We start from the raw sequence: 13,129 nt of genomic DNA, 5'->3' as shown, positions 1-13,129 counted from the left end.
CTGTCTTTGCCTGATTGAAATTAATTGCATCTCAGACAAGGACGCGCGGAGGCGGCGGGTCGAAACCAGGGTCCCAGCCGCAGACGCTGCGGTGCTGCCGGCGGCGGAGAGGTTTGGTCTGCAGGTGCGGTGCGGGCTGTGCGGCAGGGGCCGAAAAAATGGCGAAAACCGAGCAGTCCAGCCCGGCATGGCAATGCCCCAGGAGCGTATCTTCGGCATGGCCAACCGAAGCGCCGCTATTCTGGTGAACCGCTTTCATGCTCTGATCAGCCGAATGTCCGGAATGGGCATGCGCCTCCTGCGGGGGCGCGAACAGCGCGAGGAACCCGGCGGCAAGCGCCAGGCGGATCCAGTTCAGCCAGTTTGCTGCCAGGCGCACCGTCACCGGATCCCGTTCTCCTCTTGCAGCTCCCTCACGTAACGCACGACATACCTCACTTCGGCGTCAGTCACACCCGGCACCGGCGGCATATTGCCGAAGCGCCAGTGGTGCGCCCGCACGCCATTCTTCGCGGCCAGCAGGAAGGCCGCGTCGGAATGATGGCCGGGCTCATAAATCTTGTGAACCAGCGGCGGCGCCGTGCCCTCCTGCCCCGCGGCATTGGCGCCATGGCAGCTGGCACATTTGGCCTCATAGACGCTCTTGCCGATCTGCGCGTCCTCGGACAGAGCGGCAGGAAGCCTGACTTCCGCCATCGCCGCGCCTTGCGCAGGGCCGCCGCCAGGCGGCGCCACGGCAGGTTCCGGCCCGGGGCGCAAGACGCTCCACAAGACGATACCGCCGATGAGAATACCTGCTGCTGCTGCTGCCAGCTTCGTTCTTTTCATGCCCTTGCCTGCTCTCTTTGCTCTTGCCGGCCGCTATGTTCCGCCCTTGCAGCCCCATCAGCGGCCATCCCCCGAGATGCTGGCTTCCAGCGCGGGAAGGTCAACCGCGGGGCGCCGGTTTTTTATGTATCAGAATGTAACCGCCCCCCCCCTGCGCCGGCCCCCTGCGCCGCCAGCGGGATCGTCAGCGTGGCCAGAAGCCCCCCCTTGCCGCGGTTGGAGAGCGTAATGTCACCGCCATGCGCCCGCAATATGGTGCGGGCAATCGACAGGCCCAGCCCGTGCCCGCCGGTTTCCAGCGAGCGCGACGCCTCCAGGCGCAGGAACGGCTCGAACACTTTCTCAAGGTCCTCCTCCGGAATTCCGGGGCCGCCGTCGGCCACAGTAATCACCGCACTCCCGCCTTTCCGGCCATAGCTCACGCGGGCCGAGCCGCCATAGCGCAGGGCATTCTCGATCACGTTGCGCAGCGCTCGGCGCATTGCGTTCGGACGCAAGCCGACGGCAATCGGCCCGCCGGCTTCCAGTTCAAAGCGCTCCGGCATATCCGCTTGAAGCTGGCTCAGGAACGCCCCGAGCTCGCAAGTCTCGGAAGGCTCGCTGCCGGCCAGCCCGCGGGCGAAATCGAGCGCTGAGTCCACCATGCCCTGCATTTCCTCGATGGAGGATATCAGGCTCTGGCGGGTCTCCTCCTCGTCGACGAATTCCGCCCTTACGCGCATCGCCGTCAAGGGGGACCGCAGATCGTGGCCAATCGCGGCCAGAAGCCGGGTGCGGTCCGCCACGAACCGGGTGAGCCGCTTCTGCATGCGGTTAAAGGCGCCGGTCAGCTCGCGGACTTCCGGCGGGCCGGATTCGGGCAGCACCGCCACGTTGTCGCCGCGGCCAAGCCGGTCAGCCGCCACCGCCAGCCGCCGCAGCGGTCCGGTGACGCGTGTGATCAGAAACCAGAATACGGCTATCAGGATGGCCGCTGCGCTCAACGCGAAGGTTAGCGCCGACTGCACAGGCCATTGCAGCGGCGGCCGTTCGAAGCGGGTGCCGACGTTGAGCCACTGGCCGCTGGAAAGGGCAATCGACAGGGTCATCTCGATGGCGGACATCGTGCCGCGCATCATTTCCCTGTGCATCCGCGCCATTTCGGGAGGGAGATGCGGCAGCGGCAGCTCGGCGCTGTCGACCTCGTGCAGTTCAACACGTATCTCGCGGCTGTAACTGTCCCCCAGGAGCGCCCGCACCCGTTCCTCCACCGCGCCGGTGCCGCCATGGGAGGTGTGCTGAACCTCCGGCCGCGGGGACATGTCAAACCGGACAAGAGGCGAATTCGCAGCCCGCAGGATCGAAGGGTGCAGGCTGGGCGGCGCTTCTTCGAGCAGCCGCGCCACATTCGCGGCCCGCCCGGCGGTTTCGGCCCCGATGGCGGCCCGCACCGCCAGGCCGCGCTCGTCCACGAACAGCCACAGGCTGACCGCCTGCGCCGCGACCAGCGCCAGGATCACCAGCAGTATGATGCGGGCATGCATACTGGCAAAGAACTGGCGCACCCGCCTACCCGGCCTCGACATCGGCCGCGAGGCTATAGCCGCCGTTGCGCACGGTGATGATGAGCTGCGGGCGCAGCGGGTCGCGTTCCACCTTCCGGCGCAGGCGGCTGATCTGGTTGTCGATGGTCCGGTCCAGCGGCCCCGCCGGGCGGCCCGCCGTGAGACTCATGAGCTGGTCGCGGCTCAGCACCAGCCGCGGGCGTTCAAGCAGCACGGTCAGCAGCTTGAAGTCCGCCCCGGTGAGGGCGGTTTCGCGGTTGTCGCCGCCGGTGAGCACGCGGCGGTCGCAATCCAGCTCCCACTGGCCAAAGCGCACCTTCTTGCCCGCCAGGCTGCCAGCCAGCGGCTCGGACCGGTCCGAGCGGCGCAGGATCGCCTTGATGCGTGCCAGCAATTCGCGGGGATTGAAAGGCTTCGGAAGATAATCGTCCGCGCCGATTTCCAGGCCGACGATCCGGTCGGTCTCGTCCCCAAGCGCGGTCAGCATCAGGATCGGGATGCGGCCCGACATGCGGCGGCACACCGACAGCCCGTCTTCGCCCGGCATCATCACGTCAAGCACCATCAGGTCAAAATGGCCGGCGGCCAGCTGCGCGTCCATTTCCGCCGCGTCTTTTGCCGCCGCCGCGCGCATGCCGTTTTTCTCCAGAAACCGCGTAACCGCGGCCCGGATTTCGCGGTGGTCATCGACCACGAGGATATGCGGCGTCCCGTTCATCGGCTCCACCTTAGGCTGTTGGTGCAGCTTCGGCCGCCCCGAATTTGTCGCAATCTGTATCCACCGACTGATCTGAGACAAGGCGTTACAAACCCGAATACTGGCAGACTGGCGGCGCCAGGCTGTGCAGCACAGATTGGCCATATTGCAACCCATAGGAAAGGTCTGAAGATGAGACAGCTGAAAATTCTGGCACTCGGCCTCGCGGTTTCCGGCACCGTGGCGGCAGCGGCTGCGGCGCAGTCGAGCGACGGTATGGGAGGCTCTTCCGGCAGCCCTGCCCCCGGCATGATGCAGCAGGGCATGATGCAGGACTGCGTGATGCAGGGCGGCCAAGCCCGGGGCCGCATGATGGACGGCATGAAACAGATGCACGGCAAAATGGTGCAGATGCACGGCCCGGACGGCATGTCGGCGATGAGGGACCGCCACATGATGGGGATGGGCAAACCCGGGATGATGGCGGAACAGCTCGCGACCGCGCTGCAGGAGTATGATGCGGACGGCAGCGGCAGCCTCTCGCTTGCGGAGTTCGAAACATTCCACAGCGCCCTGATCCGCGAACAGATGGTGGACCGGTTCCAGCACCTGGATGCCGACGGGGACGGCGCGGTAACCGAAGCGGAAATCAGCGCCCAGACCTCTCGCATGCAGGAAATGATGCAGAGGCGGGGCATGATGCAGGGCGGCAGTTCCGGCATGGCCCAGGAAGAGGATGTGCAGGAAGAGACAGAGGGCAACTGAGCCCCTGTCAGCCGTGGGGCCGCTTCGGTTTCCGGGGCGGCCCCACGCCACGGGAAATGTATCTGAATGTATTCTTGCCTCCCGCATTCCGCGGCCGTAACACACCGGCATGGAAGCTGAATTGGATCGTGAATGATGCGCGCCCGGGGACATCTGCTGCTGCGTTTAATGGCGTTTGCGGCCGCCCTGATGCTTGGCTTCTGGAGCCCTCCGCTGCATGCAGGCACGATGCATCCAGGCAGCATTTCACTTGAAAACCTAATGGCGGAAAGCGGGCCAGCGGCGGATGCGTCCGCAAGTCCCTGCGCGCCTGCCCTCCACTGCGACGCACCCGCCGCCCTTGCGGCGGTTTCAGACGAAATCCGCCCGCAACCGCGCGCGCGGACGGGTTACGCGTTTACCGGCACCGCCTCTGCCTCAGCTGCGCTGGATCCCGCGCTGCCGCCTCCCCGCATCCGCCCCGGCGCCTGACCTGCGCCGCCTGCTTCCGCGCGGCATAGCTTTGGGGGGTGTCCGCCCCGGCGTAAGATGCGCCCGCGGCCGCGGAAGCTCCTCTGACGACACAAAACCATTCACAAAAGGGAATGCCGATGAAACCCATCGCATCCATGCGCTCCGCCTTGGCCGGAGCCATTCTTGGCGCGTCTGCCGCCACCGGCGCTCTGGCCGGAACCTATGACATCTCGGTCGACCAGATCCGGCTGGATACCGGCAGCTTCCGCAAGAAGGGGGTCGCCTACAACAACAGCCAGACACCCACCGTGCTGCGCTTCACGGAAGGCGAGGCTGTCACCATCAACGTGACGAACAATCTGCGCGAGAGCACTTCGATCCACTGGCACGGGCTGATCGTGCCCTTCCGCCAGGACGGCGTGCCCGGCATCAGCTTTAACGGCATTAAACCGGGTGAGACCTTCACCTACAGGTTCCCCATCGTGCAAGCCGGGACCTACTGGTTCCACAGTCATTCCAGCTTCCAGGAACCCGATGGCGCCTATGGCGCGATCGTCATCGAACCCAAGGGCAAGGACCCGGTCAAAGCCAGCCGCGATTACGTAGTGCAGCTCACCGATACTCATCCGCATCAGGGCTCGCGGGTGATGCGCAATCTCAAACTGTCGGCGGATTACTACAACCGTTCGCAGCGCACCCTGAAGGACCTCATCCAGGACGCCGGGAACATGGGCCTGAAAGGAGCGCTCCGCGAACGCGGGATGTGGGGCCGCATGCGGATGATGCCGACCGACATCGAGGACGTTCAGGGTTTTACCCCTCTGATCAACGGCAAGAGCACGTCCCAGAACTGGACCGGACTGTTCAAGCCCGGCGAGAAAGTCCGCCTGCGGCTCATCAACTCTTCGGCGATGGCCTATTTCGACGTGCGCATCCCGGGACTGAAGATGACCGTGGTGCAGGCGGACGGCAACGATGTGAAACCAGTGGCGGTCGACGAGCTGCGCATTGCGGTTGCCGAGACCTATGACGTGATCGTGCAGCCCCGGGAAAACCGCGCGTACAGCATCGTGGCGGAATCGATGGGCCGGACCGCCATGGTCCGCGGCACCTTGGCGCCGCGCGAAGGCATGGCCGGCCCCGTCCCGCAGATGCGGCCGAAACCGCTGCTGACCATGGCCGACATGGGCGGCATGATGGGCAGCATGGGTATGGAAGGCCATGGCATGAACATGGAAGGACATGTCATGCGCAACGCCGGAGCCTCGGCGGCGGACATGTTCAGCGTGAGCAGCATGGATCACAGCCAGCACCAGATGCCCGCGTCCGAGCCCGTGGATCACAGCCAGCATCAGATGCCGGCGGCCGAGCCCGTGGACCACAGCCAGCATCAGATGCCGGCGGCCGATCCCGTTGATCATAGCCAGCACAAGATGCCGGAGCCCGCGGCCCCCGCACAACCCGCAATGCCGGCCGTCAAGAATCACGCCCAGCACCCGGCGCCGGCCGCCAAACCCTCCGGCGGCGCCGGGCACGCGGGCCACGCAACGGCCGCCACCAGCGGGCCGGACCCGTTCTATGCGCCGGGCAGCGGCCTTATCCCCAGCGCGGCCAATGGCGGCAAGTTCCTGTCCTACCAGGATCTGACCGCGCGCAGGCCGCTGTACAAGGACCGTCCGCCCACCCGCGAGATCGAGCTGCGGCTGACCGGCAACATGGAACGCTACATCTGGTCAATCAACGGCAAGAAGCTTTCTGAGGCCGAACCCCTGCGGCTCAAGTACGGCGAGCGGGTGCGGTTCAAGTTCGTCAATGAAACGATGATGAGCCACCCGATGCACCTGCATGGCATGTGGTCGATCCTGGACACCGGCAAAGGCAAGTGGGACCCGGTCAAGCATGTGATCAACGTCGCGCCCGGCACTACCGTCTACTCCGAAACCGAGGTCGATGCGCCCGGCCAGTGGGCCTTCCACTGCCACCTGTCCTACCACGCCGACGCCGGCATGTTCCGCAAAGTGATCGTCGAAGGCGGCCCGGCGTGAGCAGCGCCGCAACAGCAAGGAAAATCAAGATGAAACCTTCCCTTACCGCGCTGCTTGCCGCGGTGCCGCTGGCCGTCTGGGCGGCCGCAGCCCAGGCCGAGGCGCTGATCTACGGCTTTCAGGCCGAGCAATTGGAATACCGTTCCTCCGATGGCGAAGACGCCTATGTCTGGGATTTCGACGCGCTGATCGGCAGTGACGAACTGAAGCTTGTCTGGCGCAGCGAAGGCGAACGCGGCGTGTCTTCGGGCGGGTTCGAGACTCTCGAGAACCAGCTGCGCCTGCAGGTGCCCATTTCCACCTTCTTCGACGCGGTGGCCGGTATCCAGGCCAACACGCCGGATGGCCTGCCGGACCGCTACAACGGGGTGATTGGCATTAAGGGCCTCGCGCCGCAATGGTTCGAGATTGACGCCGATCTATACCTCTCCGGCCGCCCCTCCTTCCGCTTCGAAGCCGAATACGAAGGCATGCTCACCAACCGGCTGATCCTCACTCCCAGCCTGGAGCTCACGGTTCCTCTTGAGGATGACCCGGCCTACGATCTCGCGTCGGGCGGCATCGTTTTGGAGGCGGGCGCCCGGCTCAGCTACGATCTGATCGGCCGGGCTTTCGCGCCGTATGTGGGCGTGAACTACGAAAAAGCCTTCGGCGGCACCGCGGACATGATCCGCGCCAGCGGCGAGGACACTGAAACCGTCGCTATCGTCTATGGCGCGCGTCTCATGTTCTGAGGCGCCCGTGCGGCACCGGCCCGGCCGGTGCTGCGCCACCCTTGCGAGCAGTGCAGAATAATGCCGGCCGGCCAGTCGCTCCCCGAATACCACGGCTATGCGCATCGCATCGCCGGGTGGCTCGGTTTCAATTATGACGCTTCAGATCCGGGATGGGTGCATCCAGTCATGCACCTTATCCTGGTTCTTGCTCCGGCCATCCTGGCCGTGACGCTCAGCGTTTTGCTGGCGCGGACGGCCCACGGCTTCCTGAAAGCGCGCCTCGGGCAGCCTTCGCCGGGGCCGCTGGCGAGGGTGGACGGGCTGCATCCCAGCCTTGTTCAGCAGGTTTGGCACGCTACCCGGGCGCGGCAGCTTGGACTGGTCGTTCTCAGCCTCTCCTCCATGCCGCTGCTCTATCTGTCGCTGGAGCTGCCGAAGCAGATTGTGAACAACGTCCTCGACGGGTATGCGGCCCCGGTGTCCTTTCTGGGCGTGGAGCTGCAGCAGGTTAAGGTGCTGGCCCTGCTGAGCAGCGCCTATTTTATTACCATCCTTCTGCATGGAATTAACAAATACTGCCTGAACGTATTCCGCGGCCGGGTAGCCGAGCATTTCCTGCGTCAGCTGCGGCTGCTGATCTACCGCAGCTGGCGTCGGCGGGCCGAACCGGGCGGTCAGGCCGAGATCGTCCAGGTGCTGGGTCAGGAAGCCGAGCCTCTGGGCGGTTTTGCGGCCGAGTTGCTCACCCTGCCGCTGACACAAGGCGGCACTATGGCAACGATCCTCGTCTTCATGTTCATTCAGGACCCGATCCTGGGCGCCGCCGCGCTCGCCGTGCTGCCGGTGCAACTGGCCCTCCTGCCCGGCTTGCAGCGCATGATCAACCAGCGCAGCCGTGCCCGGATCGCGGAAATGCGCAACCTCGCGCGCCTGCTGGCCGGTGAACTGCGCCCCCAGCCCGGACCGGCCAGCGCGGTGCGCGCCGCCACCGCCTCCCTCAGGAGACTGGAACTCCTGCGCCTGGATATTCACCGGATCAAGTTTTTCACCAAGTCCCTGAATAATTTCCTCACGTCCCTTACCCCGTTCCTGTTTTACTCTCTCGGCGGTTACTTTGTGATCGAGGAGCGCATTAGTTTGGGCGCGCTTGTTGCTGTTCTGGCGGCGCACAAGGATTTCTCGGCCCCGCTCAAAGAGCTGTTCCGGTTTTATCAGCAGATAGAGGACACACGGCTGCGCTATGGCGGAATCCTGCATTTCCTTCGGCCAGAGCCAGGCCCGGCGTGGCACCGGGGCGGCTGAAATCCGAAGGCAGCCGCCCCCGCCGGCAGACTGATGACGGGTCCTCGACAGGCCCTTGGACTTCGCCGGCCGGGATTATCTATGAGCGCCCGCTCCCAAGCCAATGGACTTATCACATGCGCGACCACGGGGTCATAATCGCCAGGTCAGTCCAGGCTGGCTGTTCCGCTGCGGTGCATCCGCGCAATACCGGGCATGACAAACGAGCCCCCTGGAACGGCGCGGCCCGCAGGCAAGCAGATAGCTATAGATAGAAGGCCCGCCCCCTCCGGCCGCCGCTGCGAAGAGGTTCCACGCGCCTAGTTCAACCGGGCCGGCCAGTCGAATTCCGGGTGACCAGGCGGGATTCCAGCAGTACCGGATCAGGAGCCGTTTCGGTTTCAAGCCAGGAAGACAGCGCATCCGCCGCCGCAACCCCCATCTGGCCGACCGGCAGGTGGACGGTAGTCAGTCCCGGAGCGGTATGGGCGGAGCCGGGCAAGTCATCGATCCCCATTAGGGACAACTTGTCTGGCACAGATATGCCGCGCCGCTGCAGTTCATAAAGTGCACCGGTGGCCTGAACGTCGGACAGGCAAAGGATGGCGCTGATCTCGGGGCGCGATTCCAGCACCGCCTGCACCCCCTGGCAGCCGCCCTCGATGGACAGCGGTACCTGGTGGAACTCCAATTCGGCACCGCCTGGGTGGCGGCGCAGTGCCTCTGCCCGTGCCCCGGTCCGGTCGTTGGTCCGCGTCGGCCCGTGAATGACCGAAATGCGCCGGTGGCCGAGCCCGGTCAGATGGGACAGCGCGGTGAGCGCCGCGGCGGCATTGTCGTAACCGATTGTAGGCAAGCCGAAATCCAGCGAGTAGTAAGAGGTGGCGACCGCCGGGATCTGGCCGCGTTCGATCAGGGCGTAAAGCGCCGGGTCATGGTCCAGCCCGGACACGATCAGCCCTTCAGCGCCGATTTTCACCAGGGTCCCGGCCTTCTCTGCTTCGACTTCGGGCAGGCCATCGGTGGTGGCAACAACAAGGGACAGACGGCGCTCGGCAAGCTGGCTTTCCAGCGTCGACAGGAAGCGGGCGAAGATCGCGTTGTCCAGAGTGGGCACCAGCGCGCCGACAAAGCGCGTGCGCCCAGTGCTGATCGCGCGGGCGGCGGCACTGGGAATGAAGCGGAGTGTGTCCATGGCCTCCTGCACCCGCTGCCGGGTGGCCTCGGACACCGCGTCCGGAGAGTTCATCACCCGAGAGACGGTGGCCACGGAAACGCCCGCCGCGGCGGCGACGTCCCGCAGATTTGCCCGTTTTCTGCTCATTTTACCGTTCATGCCAGCGCGCCCGTATTGCCATTTGAACCTCGTCTAAAAGAATATATTGACGTATGTAACTGGTTTCATCAACCATGTAACCGGTTACATCGCTCAGGATTCGGATATCGCCATGACCGGCTACGCAGTACTGCACGCCTTCGACAACATGGGGCACATGACCCCTGCCAGGGCTTTCCCCGGCTTTGCCAAGGCACGAAAGCGGATCACGCGGGTGCTGGCACCGCGAATGCTGTTCAAGCAGGAGCTGCGGGAGGGAGACTTGCTGTCGGTGCAGGGGCCGCCGGGCGGTGTGCAGATTGCCGCCTTTGACGCGGCGGGCCGGCCGGCGCTGGCCGCGCTCGGGCTTCCGGGAGGCAATCCGCTGCCGCTGGAAGACCTGGACGCGGTGCCGCTGCTCGGCTGGATCGCTGCCAACGGCGGCAATGCCGGCGCGGAGATCCCGGCCGCCGCACCGAATATGCCCGCCGGGCCGCTGGTCCTGAAAGCCTCCGGTCCCGTCACTGCGTGGATTGGCTGCCCGGCCGGCCGGCAGCAGCTTGCCTTCGGCGGCGTGCCCGGCAACGCCACTGTCACCTGGCAGCCCGCCGCAGGCGCGGCGCCGCAGCTGCCGCCGCTTCTGGGCGACACCCGCGAGGAATTCACCGTCAGCCGCGCCACCGCCCGGGCCTACGAGGTGAAGCGGGGCGAGATCGTGCAGATCATCGACTTGGAGGGGCAGCAGTGCTCGGATTTCACCGCCTTTAACGCCGGCGCGCTGCAGCGGGGGGAGGAGCTGATGATCGACGGCACCGCCACCCGCTCGATGGTGCGCCGCGCCTACCCGGGGCCGGGGCTGCTCGACAAGTTCTTTGACCGCGACATGCGCCCGCTGCTGAACGTGGTGCAGGACACTTGCGGGCGGCATGACACCTTTGGCCTTGCCTGCACCGCGCGCGGCTATGAGGAGCGCGGCTTTCCCGGGCATGTGAACTGCTCCGACAACATCTCCCTCGCGCTGGCTCCCTATGGAGTGGCGCGGCGGGCGGCCTGGCCCGCGATCAACTTCTTCTGGAATACCTGGGTCGACCCGCACTCGCACCACATCCTGACCGAGGAATCCTACTCCCGCCCCGGCGATTACGTTGCGATGCGGGCGCTGGAGGATCTGGTCTGCGTCTCCACCGCCTGCCCGGACGACATCGACCCGATCAACGGCTGGAATCCGACGGATGTGCATGTGCGCATCTACCGCCCCGAAACACCCCTGCGCCGCGCCGTTGCCTACCGCGAAAAGGAAGACGCCCCGATGTCGATCAGCCAGAACTCTGCCTTTCATGACCGTCTGGAACCGCTGACGCAGCATTTTGCCCCGGCCCGCGACCTTTGGGCGCCAGTGAGCTTTCCCTCGCATGGCACCACCGGCGAATACTGGGCCTGCCGCAACGCAGTGACGGTGCAGGACATGAGCGGCTTGCGCAAATACGACATTGCCGGCCCCGACGCCGAGGTTCTGCTTCAGCAGGCCACCACCCGCAACGTGGCCAAGCTGGCAGTCTGGCGCGGCTCTTACACGCTGATGTGTGACGAGGCTGGCACGGTGATCGACGACGGCACCCTGTTCCGGCTGGCGCCCGATCTGTTCCGCTGGTGCTGCGGCTCGGAGGAAAGCGGCCGGGTGCTGAACGCGCTGGCACAGGAGATGGGTTTGCAGGTGCGCATCCACGACATGCGCGGGGCGATGCCCAACCTGGCAATCCAGGGCCCCAAGTCGCGGGACCTCCTGCGCAAAATCGCCTTTACCCAGCCGCATGTGCCGGCCCTGGATCAGCTGAAATGGTTCGGCGCCACAGTGGCGCGTCTGCACGACCGCGAGGGCGCCCCCTTCATGCTGTCGCGCTCCGGCTACACCGGGGAGCTGGGCTACGAGCTTTTCTGCTCCCAGGCCGATGCGCTCACCATCTGGGACGCTGTAATGGCGGCGGGCGGGGAGTTCGGGATCACCCCGATGGGTTCGGCGGCGCTGGAGATCATCCGGATCGAAGCCGGGCTGGCCGCCGCCAATGCGGAATTCGCGCCGGGCGTGGATGCGTTCGAGGCGGGCCTGGGCTTTGCCGTCGACCTGACCAAGCCGGCCTTCACCGGCAAGGCAGCGCTGGAGCGCAACGCGCATGCGCCGCGCCGGGTGCTGAAAGGGCTATTGCTGGGCTGCAACGACGTTCCGCTGCACGGCAGCCCCGTCTATGACGGCGAGCGGCAGGTGGGCACGGTGACCTCCGCCACCCGCTCGCCCTCGCTGGAGCACGCCATCGCCATCGCCCGGCTGGGCGTCGAGCATGCCGAAAACGGCGCCCGGCTGGAAATCGGCCAGCTCGACGGGCGGATGAAGCGCCTCGGCGCCACCGTGACGGACGTTCCATTCATAGACCCGCAGCGCAAGCGGGCCCGCGCCTGAGGGCGCACAATCACCCTCAACAGGAGAGAGACCACATGAAACCGCTGAAAACGCTTACCGCTGTCGCCGCCCTCACCCTGGGCACCGGGGCACTGGCGCAGGAAAAGGTCATGGTCGGGGAGCCGAGCTGGCCCGGCGCCAAGGTGATGAGCCGGATCATCGGCCAGGTTATCGAAACCCGCCTGGGCGGGGAGGCGGGCTACGCCCCCGGTGCCAACGCGGTGATCTTTGCAGCGATGGACGGCGGGCGCGGCGACATCGACGTGCACCCGGACGTCTGGCTGCCAAACCACCTGTCCTTCACCGAGGAATATGTGGACCAGAAGGCTACCGTCGGCCTGTCCTCGGGAAGCTACAAGGGGCGCACCGGCTTCTGCACCCCGACGTACATGATCGAAAAACACGGTATTTCGTCCATCTTCGATCTTGCCACCCCGGCCGCGCAGGAACTCTATGACACTAATGGCGACGGCAAGGGCGAGATCTGGGTCGGCGCCACCGGCTGGGCCTCGACCAACGTTCACAAGGTGAAGGTGCGCGATTACGGGATCGAGACCTTCCTGGAGCCCTCAACCGAGGATGAGACGGTGTTCTACGCCCGCCTCAAGGATGCCATCGCGCAGGAGCAGGGCGTGGTATTCTACTGCTACGAGCCGCATTACGTGCATGCTCTCTATGATGTCACGATGATCGAGGAACCGGCACACGATCCCGCCGCCTACACCATGCTGCAGCCGGACCAGGATTCCGACTGGTTCAACAAGTCCTCGATCACCTCCGGCGACCCGGTGAAAACGGTGACCGTGGCCTATTCCAAGTCGCTGGACCAGCGGAACCCGGCGGCGGCGGCATTCCTCAGCAAGATCGACATGGACGCGGGCGAACTGTCCAAGCTCACCTATCAGGTGGTGATCCAAGGCCGGGAGATTGATGCCGCGGTGTCGGAATGGCTGGCTGAAAACGGCGAAACCGTGGACGCCTGGCTTGGTCTCAACTGATCCTATCCTCCGGCCCCGCTTGCCAGGGTGGA

11 protein-coding genes are annotated in these 13,129 nt (G+C 65.4%); 6 read left to right on the top strand and 5 right to left on the bottom strand.

What is annotated here, in order from left to right:
* Window positions 1-31: 31 nt before the first annotated feature.
* The 4 genes from ACOHWE_RS12650 to ACOHWE_RS12635 form a co-directional block, all read right to left on the bottom strand.
* Window positions 32-385 carry a hypothetical protein gene (locus tag ACOHWE_RS12650; protein WP_420666842.1) on the bottom strand — a complete coding sequence of 118 codons (354 nt, stop codon included), beginning with the start codon at window positions 383-385 and terminating at the stop codon, window positions 32-34.
* A complete protein-coding gene (locus tag ACOHWE_RS12645; protein WP_420666841.1) occupies window positions 382-828 on the bottom strand; it encodes a c-type cytochrome in 447 nt (148 codons plus the stop codon). The genes ACOHWE_RS12650 and ACOHWE_RS12645 overlap by 4 nt, the downstream gene beginning before the upstream one ends.
* A 122-nt stretch (window positions 829-950) precedes the next feature.
* Window positions 951-2,393 carry an ATP-binding protein gene (locus ACOHWE_RS12640; protein WP_420666839.1) on the bottom strand — a complete coding sequence of 481 codons (1,443 nt, stop codon included), beginning with the start codon at window positions 2,391-2,393 and terminating at the stop codon, window positions 951-953.
* Window positions 2,377-3,090, bottom strand: coding sequence for a response regulator (locus ACOHWE_RS12635; protein WP_420666838.1), 714 nt, complete (start codon window positions 3,088-3,090; stop codon window positions 2,377-2,379). The genes ACOHWE_RS12640 and ACOHWE_RS12635 overlap by 17 nt, the downstream gene beginning before the upstream one ends.
* Window positions 3,091-3,261: 171 nt before the next feature.
* Between ACOHWE_RS12635 and ACOHWE_RS12630 the strand changes: the two genes are divergently transcribed.
* From ACOHWE_RS12630 to ACOHWE_RS12615, 4 genes are all read left to right on the top strand, one after another.
* Window positions 3,262-3,834 carry an EF-hand domain-containing protein gene (locus ACOHWE_RS12630; RefSeq protein WP_420666837.1) on the top strand — a complete coding sequence of 191 codons (573 nt, stop codon included), beginning with the start codon at window positions 3,262-3,264 and terminating at the stop codon, window positions 3,832-3,834.
* Between the two features lie 590 nt (window positions 3,835-4,424).
* Window positions 4,425-6,332 carry a copper resistance system multicopper oxidase gene (locus tag ACOHWE_RS12625; RefSeq protein WP_420666836.1) on the top strand — a complete coding sequence of 636 codons (1,908 nt, stop codon included), beginning with the start codon at window positions 4,425-4,427 and terminating at the stop codon, window positions 6,330-6,332.
* Window positions 6,333-6,361: 29 nt separating this feature from the next.
* Window positions 6,362-7,066, top strand: coding sequence for a copper resistance protein B (locus ACOHWE_RS12620; protein ID WP_420666835.1), 705 nt, complete (start codon window positions 6,362-6,364; stop codon window positions 7,064-7,066).
* Between the two features lie 60 nt (window positions 7,067-7,126).
* A complete protein-coding gene (locus ACOHWE_RS12615; protein ID WP_420666833.1) occupies window positions 7,127-8,350 on the top strand; it encodes an ABC transporter ATP-binding protein in 1,224 nt (407 codons plus the stop codon).
* A 304-nt stretch (window positions 8,351-8,654) separates the two neighbouring features.
* On the opposite strand, the gene ACOHWE_RS12610 is transcribed toward ACOHWE_RS12615, so the two are convergent.
* Window positions 8,655-9,653, bottom strand: a complete 999-nt coding sequence (locus tag ACOHWE_RS12610; RefSeq protein ID WP_420666832.1) for a substrate-binding domain-containing protein — start codon at window positions 9,651-9,653, stop codon at window positions 8,655-8,657.
* A 58-nt stretch (window positions 9,654-9,711) separates the two neighbouring features.
* Between ACOHWE_RS12610 and ACOHWE_RS12605 the strand changes: the two genes are divergently transcribed.
* Together ACOHWE_RS12605 and ACOHWE_RS12600 are read left to right on the top strand one after the other, a co-directional pair.
* Window positions 9,712-12,099 (top strand): DUF1989 domain-containing protein, encoded by a 2,388-nt coding sequence (locus ACOHWE_RS12605; protein ID WP_420666831.1) that lies wholly within the window; start codon window positions 9,712-9,714, stop codon window positions 12,097-12,099.
* A gap of 35 nt (window positions 12,100-12,134) precedes the next feature.
* Window positions 12,135-13,097, top strand: coding sequence for an ABC transporter substrate-binding protein (locus ACOHWE_RS12600; protein ID WP_420666829.1), 963 nt, complete (start codon window positions 12,135-12,137; stop codon window positions 13,095-13,097).
* The last annotated feature ends 32 nt before the right edge of the window (window positions 13,098-13,129 follow it).

The organism is Cribrihabitans neustonicus, assembly GCF_048820895.1.
Classification (GTDB): domain Bacteria; phylum Pseudomonadota; class Alphaproteobacteria; order Rhodobacterales; family Rhodobacteraceae; genus Cribrihabitans_A; species Cribrihabitans_A neustonicus.
Note: the sequence above shows the minus strand (reverse complement) of the source record. Positions and strands in the feature narration are given on the sequence as shown.